We start from the raw sequence: 18852 nt of genomic DNA on the forward strand, positions 1-18852 counted from the left end.
GAGTCCAGTGTCCACTGTCCGAACCGCGTCGCCGATCCGTCCGTCGTCCCTTGTGGACAACGCGGCGCAGGCGCTGTCCATCAAGTACAACAACCTGGTCTACGAGCTGAGCGCGGCCGGGCAGGACATCATCACGCTCTCGCTCGGCGAGGCGTTCTTCGACCTGCCGCTGCCCCGGTTCGACGACCTGTCCGGGCACGGCCTGCATCACTACTCGCACTCCCGTGGGCTGCCGGAGCTACGGCAGCGGCTGGCCGGGTACTGGGCCGACTTCGACCTCCCCGTCGATCCGGACACCGAGATCGTCGTCACCGCGGGCTCGAAGGTGGCGATCTACATGGTGTTGCTGGCGCTGCTCGAGCCGGGGGACGAGGTGATCGTCCCGGAGCCGTTCTGGCTGAGCTACCCCGAGCAGGTACGGCTCTGCCGCGGCGTTCCGGTGCTGGTGCCGCACGACGTGAGCGTGTTCGACTTCGGCCGTTACGTCACGCCGCGCACCAGGGCCATCGTGATCAACAATCCGAACAACCCGTCCGGCCGGGTGCACACCGACGCCGAGCTGGAGTTCGTGCACGATCTGGCGGACGCGCGTGGCCTGGTGGTGATCGCCGACGAGGCGTACCACGAGTTCGTGCCGGCGGAGACCCCGTTCCGGGCTTGCGGCTCGTTCGATCCGGAGCTGCGGCACACCGTCACGGTCAACTCGATGTCCAAGAACTACGGGGTTTCCGGCTGGCGTGTCGGCTACGTCATCGCGCATCGCACGCTGATCGATCAGGTACTGAAGATCAACCAGCACCTGATCACCTGCGCGCCGACGATCCTGTCCTGGTATCTCGCCGAACACTTCGACGACATCCTGGACATCACCCGCCCGCAGATCCGCCGCGTCGTGGACCTGCGCCGCGAGGTCGCGGGCCAGCTCGCGGACATCGGCATCGAGACCCTGCCCGGCTCGGCGACGTTCTACCTCTTCGCCTCGCTCGGCAGGTCCACTTTGGACTCGATGGAGTTCGCCACCAGGCTGTTGCGGGAAAGCGCGGTCAGCGTGGTGGCCGGCATCGCCTACGGTGAGTCGTGCGACCGGCACATCCGCATCTCCGTGGGCACGGAGTCGCCGTACCGGGTGGCAAGGGGCATCGCCGAGATCCGGAACCTGATCGACGCCACGAGCTGACCAGCGCATGACAGAATGACGAACTCGGTCGCGCGTTGGCGGATCGGCTTCGGGCGGGCGCCTACCCGGCCTGGTGTTCTTCCGCAGCGCCTTCCGCCTCGCCGCCGCGGGTCAGGACGCTTTGACGCGGTCGTAGCGTAGTTCCAGTTCGCCGGTGGCGAGACCGTCCTGGACGTGGTGGAGGAGGAGTGTGCCGAGGCCCGAGTCGTCAAGATCGTCGGCCTTCTTGAAGCGGACACAGTTCTGGCCGAGACTGACCTTGCCGAGTTCGCCCGCGTAGTCCTGCACGAGGTATCGGTCGTTCCGTACGGCGGAGACGTAGAGGCTGAGGTAGTTCTTCTGCAGTGCCAGTCCGATGACCGGCCAATCGACGGGTTCGGCCGAGGACTTGACTTGATATTGGAACTTCCCGTAGCCGATCAAGCTCATTCCCATACCGGGCTTTCCCGCGCCGGTTCCGCCGAAGAACTCCCGTTTCAACTCCGGCGCCGCGTTCCGGACAAGGCGGTCCACCGCTCGAAGGTCTGCTTCCCTGACGGGATCCGCGGCGAAGTATTCCTTGAGATTGGACGCTGCCACTGTGAACATGGCGACCAAGCGCACTCGCGATATCGACCGGCCGAGTGAGGAATCACGCACAAGTACCTCCTTGGAGGGAATATCGCGGTTTGCTCGGCCCTGCCGTGAACCAGAAGGATTTGCGGATTTCGCATCGTCGACGGTCGAGTACTGCGATCTTGGTACCACTTCGGCCCTCGATGGTCCTGCGGCGCCCCGCGATCCGGGCGAATTCAGCCTGCGAGGCCGGGCTCGGGCTAAAGCAGCGATAGAAGGCGGTCTCGCCGGTCAGCCGGTTCAGGCGCATCAAGACCCGGCGGAGAGTTTCTGCCACGTCCGTTTCGAGAGCCGGTCTGCAGGCTCATCGACTCGGACGTGGTTGTCCGGTCCGGGAACACGGCGATCGCAGGCCACGGCCAGCACATAGGCCTGTTTCGGGGTCTCGAGGGGGCACACAGCCCGGCGGCGTCTTTGCCGTACCTACCTACCTACCTACCTACCTACCGGTCCGCGACGCCCCACCAGCCCAATGGGCCTTCATCTGGCGAACCGCCAACGTAACTCCGCAGATACGCACATTTGCCGGATCAGCCCGCGACCACAACGCGCTTTTCTGCCCGGAGCTCCATGCGCCCGAAGCGCCAGGGATATACGCGTCAAATCTGCCAAGCGAGGAGCTATTGATCCACCGCAGGCCTCGGTCACAGGCACGGACCCGTTGACCTTTTTAATAGATCCTGGCCCTCGCGTAACGGCAGGGGCCGAACTGGCCGAGTTCGGCTGGTGCCCGCCAGCGGTCACGATCCGACGCACCGACCTTCTCGCAGCTCGATCACGCGGTCGCAGCGGGCCAAGGTGGCGGGGCGGTGGGCGATGACGAGGACACCGATGTCGTCTCCGGCGGAGGCGAGTGCCGCGGTGATGGCTTCGTCGGCCTCGGGGTCGAGGTTGGCGGTGGCTTCGTCGAGAATGAGAATGCGCGGGTTCACCAGCAGGGCCCTGGCGACGGCGACTCGTGCTCGCTGGCCTCCGGACAGTCCGTCGCCGGTTTCGCCGACGACGGTGGCGAGCCCGGCGGGCAGTCCGGCTCCAGGGTCGAGGATCCCAGCCCGTCGCGCGGCCTCTTCTACTTCAGTGTCCTCGGCTTCAGGGTTCCCGAGCCGGATGTTGGTGGCGATCGTCCCGGTGAGGAGGCCGGGTTCCTGGGGAACGGAGCTGATCGCGCGGCGGAGGTCGTCGTCGGTCAGCTCGGCGAGGTCGACGCCGTCGAGGGTGATGGTGCCGGCGTCGGGGTCCCACATTCGGGTCGCGAGCAGCGCGCACGTGGTCTTGCCCGCACCGGACGGTCCGGTGAGGGCGACCCGTTCCCCTGGGTGGACGGTGAACGAAACGGCGCGCAGGACCGGCGGACCGTCGTCGCGGTAGCCGAAGGTCACGCGATCGAAGACGAGTCCGGTCGCGCGGTCACGGGACCGCAGGGGCCGGGGCATGCGGGCCTCGTGGACTGCTGGTGTCCGGTCGAGGACAGCGGTGATCCGGGTACCGGCGGCGCGCAGCGTGCCGACGTTGCGCAGCAGATCCGAGATCTGCGCGATCGGGCCGAGTGCCGCGATGGCCAGCACCATGGCGACCGGTGCGAGCGCGCGGTCGATCGTGTCGAGGTGCGTCGCGCAGACCGCGAGCGCGCCGATCGCGCTGAGTGCCAGAGCCGCGTCCATGACAGCGCGTTCCAAGCCGACCCGGGAGCCGATCTTCGCCTGCGCCGAGGTCAGCGCGCTCGTCCGCTTCTCGAGCGCGGCGGTGCGACGGTGCAGAGCTCCCGCGCGGCTGAGTTCTCCGAGTCCGCGGACGGTGTCCACGAGTTCGGCGTTGAGCGTCGCGGCGGCCTCGGTGAGTTCGGCTCCCTGCCGCGCCCCCGCCCGGCCGGACACCCAGGGCAAGGCCGCGGTCACGACGACGAACGGGATCCACGCCAGCAGCAGCCATGGCGTGACCAGGAGCGACAGGGTCGCGGTGGCGGCGATCATCACGGCCGAGGTGAGTGCTTGGGCCGCGGTGTGGGCGTAGAGCCATTCGAGTCGGTCGATGTCGGCGAAGGCCACGGACGCGAGGTCACCGCTCCTGCGCGGACGCCGTCGGTCGGGCAGGCTCACGCGGAGCCGGTCGAACACCCGGGCACGCAAGGTGCCGATCAGCCGGTAGGCCAGATCGTGCGAGACCCAGGACTCGCGCCAGGTCATCGCCGCGGTCACGACGGCAAGTCCGCACAGGACGGTGGCGACGATGACCGGCGGCGCGCTGCCGGTCGCCGCGGCCCGACCGGCCAGCCATGTACCGAGCACGGTCGTCGCGAGCGTGCCGAGCTGGGCGGCGGCGTTGCTCACGACGGTCCAGGCGAAGATCGCCCGTTGCTCGGCGATGACCGGCAGCAGCCGCCGGAGGGATCCGCTCACGAGTGGACCACCTGCCCGGTGACGCGGCCGGACTCGATCGTGACGACCGTGCTGGCATCACGCAACGCGCTCTCCCGATGGGCGATCACGATCCTGGTGGTGTCGCCGTGGTACTCCGCGAGCCGGGTGAGGACGCGCCTCTCGGTGTCGACGTCCAGAGCGGAGGTGGCTTCGTCGAGCAGCAGCACAGGGGGCGCGGCGAGGACGGCCCTGGCGATGGCCAGACGTTGCCGCTGGCCGCCGGACAGCTGAACGCCGTTCTCCGTGAGCACCGTGGCGAAGCCCTGAGGGAGTGCCTCGACGAACTCGATCGCGTCCTCGGCGTGGGCGGCGGCGCGGATCTCGTCGGGCGTGGCGGCGGGCCGGGCGAGGCGGAGGTTTTCTTCGACGGTGCCATGGAAAAGATAGGTGTGCTGGCCGACGACGCCGATGCTCGCACGCAGCGCGGCGAGGGTGTACTCGGCGACCGGGGTTCCGTCGAGCTCGATCGTCCCCTGTTGCGGATCGGCCTCCCGGACCAGAAGCCGGGCGATCGTGCTCTTCCCGGCGCCTGACGGGCCTACGATCCCCGTCGTGGCCCCCGGCGCGCATTCGAAGCTGATGCCGGAAACACCGGCGCCGTTCGGGTATCGATACCCGACCTGCCACAGCCGCAGTCGCGCCCCGCGTCGAGCGGGTTCGGTGCGGGTGCCGGTGTCGGTGACCTCCGGCCGAGCCCTCATGATCTCGTCGATTCCCTCGACCGCGCCCAGCCCTTGGTAGCCGAGGTGCCAGTGGGCGGACAGGTCGAGTACTGGACGGAAGCATTCCCTGGCGCACAACAGGAACAGGAACACCGACGCCGCGGGCGCCTGACCGCCGACGACCTCTGCGCACGCGACGAGGACCGTGGCCGCGAGGCCGAGGTGCAGTGCCAAGGCACTGACTCCCGCTTCCACCAGCGACACGCGCAACTGGGCCATCGTGACCCGGTGCAGGCGATCGCCGCGATGGGCGAGTGCCTCGCCCGCCCGGCGGCCGGCGCCGAAGAGCCGGAGGATACCGATCGACTGGGTCGCCTCCAGATAGTCGGCCGCGAGCTTTTCGTAGGCGCTCCAACGGGTTCGTCCCGTGCGGAGCAGCCGGGCGTCCCAGAAGCGGGGGACGGCCACGGCGCACAGGACCGCCGTCGCGAGGATCGCGGCCGCGGGGACGGACACGGTGAACAGCCATCCGGCGACGGCGGCCGGAACCAGACAGGTCACGAGCAGTTGTGGCAGGTAGCGGCTGTAGTAGGCGTCGAGGGCTTCGACCCCGTCGACGACCGTGTGCGTGATCGCCCCCGTGCGCTCTCCCCGCGTCCAGGCCGGTCCCAACAGGGTGATGCGGCGCAGAAGTTCGCCGCGCAGCCTGGTGCGGATGGCGATGCCGAACCGGGCCGCGGTGACCTCCCGCGCCCACAACAGGACCGCGCGCACGCCGACGACGCCGGTCAATGCCGCGATCGCGGGTGTCACGGTGGTGAAGTCTGCGCCGCGGGTGAGATCGGTGAGGACGGCCGCCGTCAGGACGGCTCCGCCGACATAGCAGGCCGACACGAGCATCGACAGCACCGCGAGCAGCAGGACTGGAGCGATGACGACACCCGCCAGCTGCAGGAGCCTGCGATGGATCACCGGGTGAACGCGTCCGCGTGGAGCCGTTGCGCGATTTCCCGCACCACCGAGATGTTCCCGAGCGTGCCGGGATAGGTGTCGGCGGCGTCGATCGCGATCAAGCGCTGTTCGCGGACGGCGGTCATGGCGGGGAAGGTGCGGGTGAGGTAGTCGATGCTCGCCTGTTTCTGCGCGGCCCCGTTGACGGCGAACACGATCGCGTCGGGATTCTTCGCGGCGAGCGCCTCGGGGGTGATCTGTGCGGCGAAGAACTTGGCGAACTGCGGGTCCTTCGGTGAGAACACGTTGTCCCCGCCAGCCCTGCGGATGATGTCGTACTCGATGCCGGCGCCGATCGCGGTGACGGTGGTGCCTTCCAGGAACACCTGGGCGACGGTGGGCTTGGGGCGGCCCGCGATGGCCTTGTCCACGGTGGCCAGATCCGCTCGGCCTTGATCGATCAGTGCCTTCGCCTTGTCCGGCACGGCGAAGATCCGGCCGAGATTTTCCAGGTCGGTGAAGAGATCCTCGACCGTGCCGTTCATGCGGCGTTCGGCGCAGCCGCCCGCGGCGACATAGGCGGCGACGCCGCTTTGCCTCAGTTGCTCCAGGCTGGCGAAACCCTTCTCGGCGGTGAATTCGTAGGTGGTGGGGGAGAAGACGAAGTCCGGCTTCGCGGAAAGGAGCTTCTCCCGGCTCGGCGGTCCGGACTCGCTCAGCACCGGGATGGTGGCGGCCTGTCCGGCCACGTCTTCCGGGAGCGGTGCGGTGGCGGTCTGTGCCTGGCCGACGAGCGAGCCCGCGAGCCCCAGCCGCAGCAACAGTTCCGTCTGCGACGGGCTGAGTCCGACCGCGGCGTGGGGAACGGCCCCGACGGTGACATCCCGGCCACAGTTGGAGACGGTGACGGTCGTGCTCGCGTTGTTCGACGGCGCGGCCGGCGTGACCGAAGAGCCGCAACCCGCGATCAGCGACATGCCGATACCGAACGCGGCAAGGGACAGGGTTCTACGCATGGTTCTCATTTCCGGGTGTGCTGAGCGGTGAACGGGTATCCGCACGACTGCCGAAGACCAGCACCGGCCGGCCGTCGCGTGGATGGATGAGCTGATCGACGGCGACTCCGAACACGTCTTCCACGACGTGTGGGGCGAGGGCTTCGGCCGGTGTCCCGGTGGCGACGACGCGGCCGGCGTCGAGCACCGCGATGTCGTCGCAGTAGGTGGCGGCGAGGTTGAGGTCGTGCAGTGCGGCGACGATGGTGCGATCGAGTCCGGCCGCGATCCGCATGAGCTCCAGCTGGAAGGAGATGTCGAGGTGGTTCGTCGGTTCGTCGAGGACGAGGACGGGGGAGTCCGCCGCCAGCGCGCGGGCCAGCATCACCCGTTGCCGCTGTCCGCCCGAGAGCCGTCCGATGGGCCGGTCGGCGATGTCGGTCGCGCCGACCCGCTCGAGTGCGGTCCACGCGAGGTCGAGGTCGGCTTCGGTGTCTCGGCCGAATCCGCGTTGGAAGGGCACCCGGCCCAGGAGTACGACGTCGAGGACCGTCAGGTCGAACTCGGACGAGGTCTCCTGAGTCATCACCGCCACTGCCTTCGCGACCGTCCGCCTGCCGGTGCGCCAGACGTCGTGCTCGCCAAGCAGCACCCGGCCCGAGGACGGCGCGACGGCGCGGTAGAGCGTGCGTAGCAAGGTCGACTTGCCGCTGCCGTTCGGGCCGACGAGCCCGAGAAAACGGCCGGAGTGGACCTCGAAGTCGACCTCCCGTAGCACCTGGTTGCCGCCCAGCGTCACGCTGACGTCGTCGAATTGGACCTTCACCGGCCGAACCCCGCCCGCATAGCCGTGTCCCGGCGCATCAGCCACAGGAAGAACGGCGCGCCCACGACCGCGGTGAGGATTCCGATCGGTATTTCCCCAGGCGCCGCGACCGTGCGCGAGAGGAGGTCGGCGATCATGAGGAACACGGCGCCGCCGAGTACCGCCACCGGCAGCATCCGGCGATGGTCCGAGCCGACGAGGATCCGGGCCACGTGCGGGATCACGAGGCCGACGAAGCCGATGCCTCCACTGACCGACACGATCGACCCGGTCAGGAGGGCGGCGGTCACGAGGAGCACGGCACGGAGCCGGTTCACGTCGACTCCCAGCGCGGTCGCGGACTCGTCGCCGCTCAGCAGCGCGTTCATGGCCCTGGTCCGCAGTCCGACGACGACACAGGCGGCCGCGAACGCCACCGCGGGCACGGCCAAGGAAGTCATCGAGGCGGCGGAAACGCTGCCGAGCAAGAAGAACAGGACGCTGAAGACGTTCTGTGCCTCGGTGGTCAGCGTCAGATAGCTCGTGATCGCGCTGAACAGGGAACCGAGGGCGACACCGGAAAGGATCATCCTGGTCGGCGACAGGATGCCGCGATGCCGGGCGACCAGGGCGACGCACACACTGGCCACCAGAGCGCCGGCGAAGGCCGCCGCGCCCAGCGGGAGCCCGCCCACGGCGGCCGTGCCGAACGTGATCACGAGGACCGCGCCGACACCCGCGCCGGACGACACGCCGAGCAGGTAGGGCTCGGCGAGCGGGTTGCGCACGATCACCTGCATGATCGCCCCGGCCAGCGCCAGTCCCGCTCCAGCGAGCCCCGCCAGCAGCGCGCGGGGAAGCCGGAACTGCCACACCGCCTGGTCCTGCAGCACGGTCAGGCTGCCGTCCGACATCCACGCCACGTCCGGCACGAGATGCCCGATCACGATCCGCGCCGCGTCCGCGAGCCCGACCTCGACCGTCCCCACCGAGCCGGAAACCACCAGCATCACGAGGATCGCGAGGGCAAGGATCGCGACCGTCACGCGGTGCGGTAGCCGTGACCGGGAAAGTGTCGCCTGCCTGCCGCCGACGTCCGAGGACGACACGGGCAGGCGCGAACGAACAACCATGGGGGACGCCGATCGATCTGTGGTGGTGGGGAACCACAGCCTAGCTGCACTCGATAATCGTTATCAACTGCCTTCGATCTGGACCATGCCGAGCGCGCGCCCGATCCAAGACCTGGTTGCCACGTCGTGCAGCATCCCGCCGAGCGCGGGGTCGAGGATGGCTCCCGCCTTACCTCGCGGGACGGTAAGTCCCGGACGTCGGAGCCCGCACGGGCTGGTCGTCCTCAAGTCCCGCGTGGACGTCCCCGAGGAGATCCTGAGGGCTGAACTGATCGCGGCGCGCGACTGGAGACCCGGCGGGGCAAGATCCTCAACGCCGATCTCACCAAACGTCGAAACGATCCGGCCGGCCGATGTCTCGACAGCTTCCGGGTCGGTGACGTCGACCAGGAAAGGGGCGGCGGTGCCACCGTTCTTGCGGAATTCTTCGGCGGAACGGCCGGCTCCGCCCGTCACCACCACGACTTGATCAGTAAACCGTTTCACAGTCACTCCGTTGGTGGTTTGTTCGAGAGTGCTACGTGCGCGTTGTGAAATCACGTGAACTCTGAAACGTTCTCGTCAGGAATTCGACGTACGGACGACGTCGGGTGAACCGTCGCCATTCATGTCACCCATGACTTCGGCGTTGTGGGCATGGGTGAGCTGGTGCAAGCTGAAGACTCCGCTGGGCACAGACCTCTCGATGGAGTGGAACGCTGATCTGCGGTTGGAAGGATGTGTCGGCGGCCCTCATCGCGAACCGTGGACGTCCGTTCGGTGGAGAGCGGCTGGCGCGGCAGCCGGCACCGCCGGGTGCCGGGGAGGCGCAGTGGTGGTCCGTTCGTACGGTGCTTCCGCAGCGGCAGGGCGTCGGTGTCGCCGGGGTTCGGCCACAACGCCATCGCCCGCTCCGCCTGTGCAGCGATGGTCAACGAGCGGTTGACGCCGAGGCTCGCCGAGAGGGAAGACGGTCCACTATGGAACTGCTCAGAGGGTTCCTGGGCCGTTTCGCGATCGGTCGCTACCAGGCGTCTCCCTGTTCTGGGTGGTCGACGCTGAAAGATCTGTCAGTGGGAAACGTCCGCTGCAGGGACATGAGCCTGATGTCCCACGGCAGCCTCCGGTATCTGGCCCGATAGTGCGCAGGGACCGGTTGGGCGCAAATGTCGGCACATGCTGGCGACGTCTCGGCTGGCCAGGCGTTCTTGGCCCAGTATGAGACGCTGCTCAAGTCGTACCACTCGACCAACTTGCACCGGGCCTCCTCTGCGGCCTGTCAATCTTTCAGCGTTCGAGATGCTGCTCGATTCGGCTACGGCTAGCTGTGAACCGGTGGCCCCAAACGGCGTTTGGGGCCACCGGTTCACCTTCGTACATGTAGAAGTCAGCCGCGCTGGCCGGCCCACCACTTCTGGCCGGCTTCGGGAAGGGTGGAGATCGGGTCGTAGTACGGGTACTTGCGCTGCAAGGCCTCGGGGTCTTCGTGCTCGATCCCGGTGCGGTAGTTCTTGGTCCAGTAGGCAGCCTGGGTCGCGACGGGCTTGCTGGTAGGCGCGCTGTCCGCTGCGAGGGAAGTGGAGGAAGGAGTGTTCGTCGTCATCGGTGTGGAGGTTGGTGACGGCGAGCATGAAGTGATTCACGGCTTCGCCAGCGGCGAGGCTATTGAGGGCGATCACGCCGGGTGCTGGGACCTCGTCGAGGTAGCGAGCTTCCTCTTGGACCTTGCCTGGGAGCATGTCCGACGCCAGTGCGGTCGGGTTGATGAGGCTGTTGCATCACATGCAGCTGCTTGCTGGGATGAGTCGCCGGACGGCTACGTGGATTCGGCCGATCTTTCCGGCGACAGGTGCGGCGCGAGGGGAGCGGAGTGTTCGGCGATGTTCACAGGTGGGGCCTCATTTGCAAGCCTTCGTCTGGTGTGCGCCGAACTTGGCCTGGGCGTTGGTGAATTGCCCGCCGTACCTCGATGACAGCTGCTGGATCAGGCCGGTGCACGAGAACGAGGTGTAGTCCAGGTAGGACTGTGCCGATTTGGCTGCCTGCGCGTTCCAGTCGACACTCAGGCTGTCCACCGCCTGGGTGGCGACGTTCTTCGGGTAGCTGTCGCCGTACTTCGAGGACAGCTGATCGATCAAGCCGTTTCGCGAGAAAGCGCTGTAGCCGAGATACGACTCCGCGGACCCGCGGGCCTGCTCGACCTGGGGCGGGTACTGCGGAGCCTCGCTGGCTGGACTGGGCTTGACCTGGGGCTGCGGAGCTTCGCTGGTCGGGCTGGACTTGAGCAGTTGCCCGTTGATGCATGACTGTCCGGTCTGCAGTGGAGGGCACGACGCTTGCGGCGTGTAGCTGGGTGTCGAAGCAGGGGCGGGAGTCAAGCCGCCGACACCGAGATCGCCGGTGTCACGACCGGAACAGGCGGTGAGGGTGACCGCTGCCGCGGCCGCTGCGGCGAAGAGGGTGACGCCCTTGATCATGAGGATGCTCCTTGGCACGAGGTGATTTGTAGTCGTGTGTGGTGTTCTGTGCGTTACTCCGGTCATGTCTGTCCTCGAGACGCGGGCCTTGTCATGCCAACCGTGTAAGCCAGGGGATGGACCAAGATCGGGTCGCCGGCGGCGAGGATCTGGGCGGGGTCAGGCGTCATGATCCAAACCCGCTACGTCGCGGTAGTGCTCGGCCAGGCGACGGTCGTGCCGGGGTGGACGAGGAGTAGCTGGCCCTCTGTCCTGGGGGCCGGGTGAGAAGCCGAGGTCTGCAACTGGTCAAGTGACAGGCCTGGTTGCTCGCTAATTGCGTCGGCGGTTCAGTCCTGCCGTCTTGATGCGGCGGCCCGTCCAGTCGTCGGCGCGCTTGGCGGACGAGCGAGTCAAGAGGGTCGATTCCGTAGTGCCGCTCGACGGCTGCCGCCAGCTCAACACTGACTTGCATCTGGCCATGGAGGATCTTGCCCATCAAAGACTTGTCGTATCCGAGTGAGACCGCGAAGTCACACTGGCTAAGACCAGTGTCGGCGATGACGGGCGGTGTGGTGGCTGCTGGCCACCGTGCTCGTCATCGAACTCATGGACCTGCTCGACTCGACCATCGTCACTGTGGCGGGCCCGTCGCTGGAACGGTCCCTGGGCACGAGCCCGGTCGGGCTGCAGTGGGTGATCGGTGGCTACGCCCTGACCCTCGGCGCGGGCCTCGTGCTCGGCGGACGGCACGGTGACCGCTACGGACGCCGTCCGATAGCAAGCCGGGCTGGAGCAGCGGAAAATCCCCGCACGGCACGAGTTCCTGCACCGTCAGTCCGATCATGGCGAGGCGTTCCGTTCCTACGAGGCGATCTGCGGCCCTACGTCGCACAGGCCCAGAACGTTCCCTTGATCGCGCCCCGGCTGGCCGCTCCGAGAACCCGCGCCGGGATCCGGCTGCTGGCCACTCTCGCCGGTGTCGCCGCGCGACCCTGGGTCGGCCGTATCGCCGCCCGCTTCACCAATCCGCCCTCGGACGCCATCGACCTGCCGGCCTACGCCGGGTGAGACCGGAAGAACAGCCCGCCTGCCACTTCTGCCGGTCCTTCCGCATGGTCGCCGCACGGTCCCGAGGGTGGAATTGAGCCATCGAAGCCGTCAACCGCAAGGAGGTCAGCGTGGCACGCCACCGCATCACCGAGGTGACCGCGCTGGCAGGCCGGGCACCGTCGTCGGCCGTCGGCAACGCCTTTCTTGCGTCGCTGCACGCCGAGCACCGGGATCATCTGCTGCGGTTCACCCGCCGCCTGCTGCCCACCGACCCGCACCGGGCCGAGGACGTCGTGCAGGAATGCCTGTTCCGCGCCTGGCGGAACAGGGAGACGCTCGCGGAAAAGGGCGGTTCGGTCCGCGCCTGGCTGTTCACGGTCGCTCGCAACCTCATCGTCGACTGGGCCCGCCGCGACACCGCCCGTCCGGTGGTGTTCGGTGACGACGACTTCGATCTGCTGCCGGGCGGCACCGACTTCGCCGACGAGGTCGTCGAGCGGTGCGTCGTCGAAGAAGGGCTGGCCCAGCTGACGCCGATGCAGCGCGAAGCCCTCGAACAGGTCTACCGGTACGACCGCACCCGGCAACGGGCGGCGGTGAGCATCGGTGTGCCGGTCGGCACGGTCAAATCACGGGTGCACCACGCGCGGATCGCGATGACGGAGGTGCTGGCCTGCAACGGAGTCACGGCCGCCGGGTGGTGACCCGGACGGGCTCAGGTCGATTCCCGGACCTCGACGCCGAGGGTGGTGGCCAGTTTCCGGGCCAGGCTCCGGGCATGAGGAGTTTCGTACCGGGAGCATTCGGCGAGGGCGCGCACTCGGTGCCGGTGGGCTTCCTCCGGCCGGGCACCGGCGTCGGCGAGTTCGGCGAGTTCGGCCATGATCTCGATCTTCGTTTCGGGCTGGCGCTCTTCGGCAAGAGCGGACAGCAGCTGTTCTTCGGCCTCCTCCAGACGTCCGGCCCTCGACAGCACCCGCCCGCGAAGTGTCTGCACCCGCGCCACCCCGAACGTCGCGTCGTGCCTGCGGAACAACGCCTCGGCCTCGTCGAGCAGGCCCAGCGCGCCCGTGACGTCCCCGCTCGCCGCCAGGCTGTCGGCGAGCCTGGTCAGCACCATGGACAGCAGTTCGTCGTTGCCGGCCGCGATGGCCGAACCCCGGTAGTGGGCCTCGCTCTGCCGTTGCACGGCCACGGCTTCGTCGAACTCGCCGAGGGTGTGCAGCATGCTGCCCAGCAAGGACAGCGCCAGAGAACGACCGTTCGGATAGCCGGCCTGCTCGAACAGTTCCACCGCGCGCCTGCCGATTCGCGCGGCCTCGCGGGGCGAACCGAGCCGCCGGGTGATGGCCGACCCGTAGTACAGCGACCACGCCTCCGTCACGACGTCGCCCGCTTCGCCTGCCGCCGCCACCGCGAGCTTATGCGCCGCCAGTGCCTCACGCGGCTCGCCACAAAGCGCGTAGAGCGCCCATGACACGTAGTTCAGTTGCTCGGCGGCGGATTTGACGTCACCGAGGGCCTGCGCCGCCGCCGCGCCCGCCCGGAACACCTCGCGCCACAGAACGCCGGTGCCACGCAGATCCGAGTACCAGTGCATCGCCTCGGCCAGCTCGAGGATCCGGCGGTGCTCACCCCGAGCCACGGCCGCACGCAGCGCGCCACGCCAGTGGGTCTGCTCCCGCGCCAGCCACCGTGCCGCGGAATCCCGGTCGCGCACCGGATCGGGCCCGTCGACCGCGATCGTCACCTCCGGCCGGTCGTGGTCGAAGAACTGCGCGGCCTTCGTCGCGACCGTGAGCAGCCAGTTCCGCACACGTTCTCCGGCGGCGTGCACATCCTCGGTCCGCTCCGCGGTTTCGAGCCGCTCCATGGCGTAGACGCGCAGCAGGTCGTGGCTGGTGTACCGGCCAGGCGTGCCGCTGAAGCCGAGAAGGCTGGCTTCGGCGAGTTTTTCCAGCGCAGACTCCGCTTCGTCCGCCGAGTGCCCGGAAGCCACCGCGGCGAGTTCGACGGAGGTGTCCGGACCGGGCACCAGCGCCAGCCGTCGGAACACCAGGGCGACGGCGGGAGTCAAGTGGTGGTAGGAAAGTTCGAAGGCGGCGCGCACCTGGAGGTCGCCCGCGGTGAGTACGGACAGCCTCCGCCGTTCGTTCTCCAGCTGGTCGGCCAGATGCGCGATCGTCCACTGTGCCCGGCTGGCCAGCCGGTTGCCCGCGATGAGCAACGCGAGCGGCACCCCGCCGCAGAGCTGCGCCACCCGCCGCGCCGCGTCCGGTTCGGTGTTCAGGCGGCGCGTTCCGGCGATCACACGGAGCAGTTCCACCGACTCGTCTTCCGACAGCGAGCCGAGCGAGATCCGGTGCCGCGCGTCGAGGCCCGCCATGGTGTTCCGGCTCGTCACCAGCACCATCGATCCGGGACTGGTGGCCAGCAGCGGCCGCACCTGGGCCTCGTTGGCGGCGTTGTCGAGGATCAGCAGCACGTCGCGGTCGTGCAGCAGGGAGCGGTAGAGGGCGAGGCGGTCTTCGGGATCGTTGGGGAGCCGGCGTTCGTCCACCCCGAACCCGCGCAAAAGCCGGTGGACCGCGTGTTCCGGGGTGAGCGGTTCGAGATCCATGCCGCGCAGGTCGAGGAACAGGCAGCCGTCACCGAAATGCCGGGTGAGCCGGTGCCCGGCGTCCATGGCGAGCGCGGTCTTGCCCGAGCCCGGCAGGCCGTGGATCACCGCGACCTGCAGCCGGGATGACGACTCGGCGGCCCGCGCGACGTCGTCGAGGATCCGCTGTTCGGCTCCCCGGCCGGTCAGTTCGGTGAGGTTGGGCGGCAGGGCGGCGACGATGGCAGCCTGCGGAGTTTCGGGCGGAGCGGGTTCGTCCTCGCCCTCCGGCGCCGCCCGGCGCCGGGAGCGGGCGAGATCGGCGAAGTCGGCGGCTTCCTCGCCAGTCAGGCCGAGGCCGTCGACCAGCAGTTCCGCGGTGCGCCGCTGCGGGTTGCGGACCCGTCCGCGTTCCATGTCGCTGATACTGCGCACGCTGATCCCGGTCCGCTCGGTCAGCTCTTCCTGGGTCATCGGGATGCGCAACCGGTAGAAACGCAGGAAGTCACCGAACGCGGTCGTACCCACGCGGCCAAACTCCTCTCAGCGACGGGCGTGCCGAACACCGGTGATCCTGCCATGGCCCGGTGTCCTGGTTTCGAGCCGAATGGGCACCCGAAACGACAACGGCCCCGGCCCCGCGTCGGGAGACGGGGCCGGGGCCGGGGGCCGAAACCGGATCAGGGCAGGTCGGCAGGGGACAGCAGGCGGAGGTCGGCGACGGTGGGCGCGCCCGTCGTGCTGAGCCGTCCGGCTTGGCGGGTCATCATGATCTCCATCACCTGCCGGGCGTAGCGCGCGTTGCCGAACGATACGCCGCGTTCCACGGCCGCAAAATGCTTCCGCAGCGCGATGACGGTCTCCGGCGCGCACTCGTAACCGTTCGTCGTCGCCATCCGGTGCACGATGGTGACGAGATCGTCGGTCGTGTAGTTCTCGAACTCGATATGCCGGGAGAACCGGGAGGCGAGACCGGTGTTGGAGGAGAGGAACATCCGCATCTCCGCCGAGTAGCCGGCGACGATCACCACCGTGTCGTCGCGGTGGTCTTCCATCAGTTTGACCAGGGTGTCGACGGCCTCCTGCCCGAAGTCGCCGCCCGTGGCACCCTGCGGCGTGAGGGCGTAGGCCTCGTCGATGAACAGCACGCCGCCGCGCGCGGTTTCGAACGCCTCCCTGGTCAGATGCGCGGTGTGCCCGACGTAGCGGCCGACCAGGTCGGCGCGCGCGACCTCGACCAGATGGCCTTTGCGCAGCACGCCCAGCGCGGCGAGTAGTTCGCCGTAAAGCCTGGCCACGGTGGTCTTGCCGGTACCGGGCGCGCCGGCGAACACCAGGTGATTGCTGATCGCGGGGACCGGCAGGCCCGCCTGCCGTCGTTGCCGGGCGGTGGAGATCAGGTTCACCAGGTCGTTGATCGCATCCTTCACCCCGGCCAGGCCGATCATCGAATCCAGCCGTGTCCGCAACGTGGTCAGCGCGTCGTCGTCGCCCTGCTGGGCGCCGGCCGCCACCCCGCCGGGTACGTCGGCGGGGAGCAGGAGCGAAAGGCTCTGGTCGTCCGCCTCCGGTTCGCTCGCGAGGCGGAACGCCTGCTGGTCCACCATCTCCTCGAACACCTTGCGCGCGGTCCGCCCGTTGCCGAAGTCGTCGCCGCGTTCCATCTGTCCGAAATGGACGGACAGGGCGTTCCTGGTGTCCTCGGGCACCTGGTACTGGTGCGCGGTGCACATCCGCTCGACGATCGTCACCAGTTCGTCGTTGGCGTAGTTCTCGAACTCGATGGTCCGCGTGAAGCGCGACGCGAGCCCCGGGTTGGACTGCAGGAACGCGGTCATCTCCTGCGAATAGCCGGCGGCGACCACCACGAGGTCGTCGCGGTGGTCTTCCATCAGTTTGACCAGGGTGTCGACGGCCTCCCGGCCGAAATCCGGTCCGCTGCCCTTACCCTGCGCCGTCAAGGTGTACGCCTCGTCGATGAACAGCACGCCACCCAGTGCCTTGGTGAAGGTCTCGGTGGTCTTGATCGCCGTGCCGCCGACGATCTGGGCGACCAGATCGGCCCTGGCCACCTCGACGAGATGGCCTTCGCGCAGCACTCCCAGTTCGGCGAGGATGCTGCCGTAGAGCCGGGCGACGGTCGTCTTTCCGGTACCGGGCGGCCCGGCGAAGATCAGATGCCTGCTGGTCGGCGGCGCGACCATACCCGCCTGCTCGCGTCTGCGCGCCATCTTGTTCAGGTTCACCAGCGTCTTCACCTGATGTTTGACGCCGCTGAGACCGACCAGCGCCTCCAGTTTCGCGAGCGGCGCGCCGTCGTCTTCGGCCTGGTGCGGTGCGGTGCGGTCCACGTCGGTCTCGGCGACCTCGGCCGTGCTCGCGGTGCTGCCGTCGATATCCGGGGTGCCGTTGGCGTTGCTGGTCAGGTTTTCCACCGACAGCCGGGCGCTGGGCACGGTGACGCGCAGGCCGCCGCCGGTGTTGTCGGACGCGGTGCAGTCCACGACGCTCACCGCGTCGGCCGACTCGATCCGCACGCCGTCCCGGCGATTGCCGCTGACGTCGTCGGCCGTCAGCTTCGCCCGCGCGCCGGCGTCCACCTGGACGCCGTGGCCCCGGGAGCGCCGGACCGTGGATCGGGACAGCATCAGCTCTCCGCCGTCGCGTACTGACACGCCGTTCTCACCGGCCTCGACGATCTCGCAGTCCCGGAGCGAGCCGACGCCGCCCGGCCCGATCAGCACCCCGGACTGTCCCGGCTGGAACACCCGAAGTGTGCTGACATAAGGACTTCCGCCTTCGGAGATGCTGAGCCCGGCCTGACCGGCGTCGCGGACCTCGCAGTCCTCCAGCCGGCCGCGGCCGTTGCCGGTGACCTCGATGCCGTTGCCCCGGCAGCCGTTCAGCGTCGCCCGGCGAAGGAGCGGGTTGGCCGCCGCCTCCACCAGGACGCCGTTGCCCGCGACGTCATGGATCTCCAGCCTGTCGAACTCGGCCGTCGCGCCGTCGGTGACCAGCAGCCCCACCGACGAACCACCGCGGACCACCGTGCGGCTGAACGACGGGCCGCTCGCCTCGTCGATATGGATACCCGCGCCGGTCGCGTCGGCCACCTCGCAGTCCTCGAAGGACCCGCGGGACCGTCCGGTGACCCGCACGCCGACACCGCCGGTCTTGGCCGTGCGGCAACGGCGCAGCACGGGATCGGCGCCGTCGGCCACGGTGATCCCGTCACCGGTGGTGTTGGTGATCCGGCATTCCTCGAGCACCGGTGAGGAGTGGGTGCTGACGAAGACGCCGCTCGCGCTGTCCCGGACGGTGGTGTCGAGCACCTTCGTCGCGCTGTCCTCTTCGAGCGCGATCCCCGGCCGTCCGGTCGCGGAGATGTCGCAATGCTGGATGGTGCCCTGGGCCTGGCCGTTCGCGCAGACGCCGTTGCCCTTGGCGTGCCGAAGGGTGCAGTCCCGCACCGTCGGGTTGCCGCGTTCGGCGATCACCACGGCGGAGGTCTGCACGTGTTCGACGACGCAGTCTTCGATCATGCTGGGAGCGGGCGAGGTGACCACGATCCCCGCGCCGCCGGGGTTGGTCACCCGGCAGCCGCGCATCGCCAGCGAACCCGAATTGCGGGCCAGCACGGCGGTCCAGGCGGCGCCGATGATCTCGCAGTCCTCCACCGCGGCCTGGCCGCGCGAGATGTCGACCGCGGGCAGTTCCTCATGCTGACCGCGCAGCACCAGCCCGGTGAGTTTCACCGCCTCGGCGGCCAGTTGCAGCGCGCTGCCCTGCCGCGAAACGATCTCGACACTGCCGCGTGCGTCGCTCGCCGCGATGGTGACGACCTTCGTCACCACCAGCGATTCGTCATAGCGGCCGGGAAGCACGGAGATCACCGTTCCGTTGCGCGCGTCCTGCAGCGCTGCCGAAATGGTGCGATACCCCTGATCGCGGTCCACTGTGAGCACGTGCCGTGACACGAGCGCTCCCCTCGTCGTTCTGCGGGCGGAACC

14 protein-coding genes are annotated in these 18852 nt (G+C 68.6%); 3 read left to right on the plus strand and 11 right to left on the minus strand.

What is annotated here, in order from left to right:
• The first annotated feature begins 7 nt into the window (after positions 1 to 7).
• The gene (locus tag DL990_RS33290; RefSeq protein WP_125787244.1) at positions 8 to 1177 is read left to right on the plus strand and encodes a pyridoxal phosphate-dependent aminotransferase; all 1170 of its coding nucleotides are present in this window, start codon (positions 8 to 10) and stop codon (positions 1175 to 1177) included.
• A 111-nt stretch (positions 1178 to 1288) separates the two neighbouring features.
• Here the strand turns inward: DL990_RS33290 and DL990_RS33295 are convergent, their stop codons facing one another.
• The 9 genes from DL990_RS33295 to DL990_RS33335 all read right to left on the minus strand — a co-directional run bounded on the left by DL990_RS33295 (position 1289) and on the right by DL990_RS33335 (position 11211).
• Entirely contained in the window at positions 1289 to 1765 is a 477-nt protein-coding gene (locus DL990_RS33295) for a DUF1801 domain-containing protein (protein WP_125801084.1), read from the minus strand.
• Between the two features lie 767 nt (positions 1766 to 2532).
• Complete coding sequence (locus tag DL990_RS33300) at positions 2533 to 4188, minus strand: ABC transporter ATP-binding protein (RefSeq protein WP_125801085.1); 1656 nt, start codon at positions 4186 to 4188, stop codon at positions 2533 to 2535.
• The gene (locus DL990_RS33305; RefSeq protein ID WP_125801086.1) at positions 4185 to 5843 is read right to left on the minus strand and encodes an ABC transporter ATP-binding protein/permease; all 1659 of its coding nucleotides are present in this window, start codon (positions 5841 to 5843) and stop codon (positions 4185 to 4187) included. The genes DL990_RS33300 and DL990_RS33305 overlap by 4 nt, the downstream gene beginning before the upstream one ends.
• The gene (locus DL990_RS33310) at positions 5840 to 6838 is read right to left on the minus strand and encodes an ABC transporter substrate-binding protein (protein WP_125801087.1); all 999 of its coding nucleotides are present in this window, start codon (positions 6836 to 6838) and stop codon (positions 5840 to 5842) included. The genes DL990_RS33305 and DL990_RS33310 overlap by 4 nt, the downstream gene beginning before the upstream one ends.
• A complete protein-coding gene (locus DL990_RS33315) occupies positions 6831 to 7643 on the minus strand; it encodes an ABC transporter ATP-binding protein (RefSeq protein WP_125801088.1) in 813 nt (270 codons plus the stop codon). Before DL990_RS33315 ends, DL990_RS33310 begins: the two co-directional genes overlap by 8 nt.
• Entirely contained in the window at positions 7640 to 8755 is a 1116-nt protein-coding gene (locus DL990_RS33320) for an iron ABC transporter permease (RefSeq protein WP_125801089.1), read from the minus strand. Before DL990_RS33320 ends, DL990_RS33315 begins: the two co-directional genes overlap by 4 nt.
• Before the next feature lie 63 nt (positions 8756 to 8818).
• Positions 8819 to 9217, minus strand: a complete 399-nt coding sequence (locus DL990_RS33325; RefSeq protein ID WP_125801090.1) for a hypothetical protein — start codon at positions 9215 to 9217, stop codon at positions 8819 to 8821.
• 904 nt (positions 9218 to 10121) lie between these two features.
• A complete protein-coding gene (locus DL990_RS33330; protein ID WP_125787236.1) occupies positions 10122 to 10337 on the minus strand; it encodes a hypothetical protein in 216 nt (71 codons plus the stop codon).
• A 295-nt stretch (positions 10338 to 10632) separates the two neighbouring features.
• Complete coding sequence (locus DL990_RS33335; protein ID WP_125801091.1) at positions 10633 to 11211, minus strand: Ltp family lipoprotein; 579 nt, start codon at positions 11209 to 11211, stop codon at positions 10633 to 10635.
• Positions 11212 to 11760: 549 nt separating this feature from the next.
• Between DL990_RS33335 and DL990_RS42505 the strand changes: the two genes are divergently transcribed.
• Positions 11761 to 12261 carry a hypothetical protein gene (locus DL990_RS42505; protein WP_370307841.1) on the plus strand — a complete coding sequence of 167 codons (501 nt, stop codon included), beginning with the start codon at positions 11761 to 11763 and terminating at the stop codon, positions 12259 to 12261.
• Between the two features lie 110 nt (positions 12262 to 12371).
• The gene (locus DL990_RS33350; protein ID WP_233599024.1) at positions 12372 to 12947 is read left to right on the plus strand and encodes a sigma-70 family RNA polymerase sigma factor; all 576 of its coding nucleotides are present in this window, start codon (positions 12372 to 12374) and stop codon (positions 12945 to 12947) included.
• 11 nt (positions 12948 to 12958) lie between these two features.
• Here the strand turns inward: DL990_RS33350 and DL990_RS33355 are convergent, their stop codons facing one another.
• Together DL990_RS33355 and DL990_RS33360 are read right to left on the minus strand one after the other, a co-directional pair.
• Positions 12959 to 15370 (minus strand): NB-ARC domain-containing protein, encoded by a 2412-nt coding sequence (locus DL990_RS33355; RefSeq protein WP_125801092.1) that lies wholly within the window; start codon positions 15368 to 15370, stop codon positions 12959 to 12961.
• A 152-nt stretch (positions 15371 to 15522) separates the two neighbouring features.
• Entirely contained in the window at positions 15523 to 18819 is a 3297-nt protein-coding gene (locus tag DL990_RS33360; RefSeq protein WP_125801093.1) for a right-handed parallel beta-helix repeat-containing protein, read from the minus strand.
• Between the last annotated feature and the right edge of the window lie 33 nt (positions 18820 to 18852).

It is taken from the genome of Amycolatopsis sp. WAC 01416 (assembly GCF_003947485.1).
Lineage (GTDB): Bacteria > Actinomycetota > Actinomycetes > Mycobacteriales > Pseudonocardiaceae > Amycolatopsis.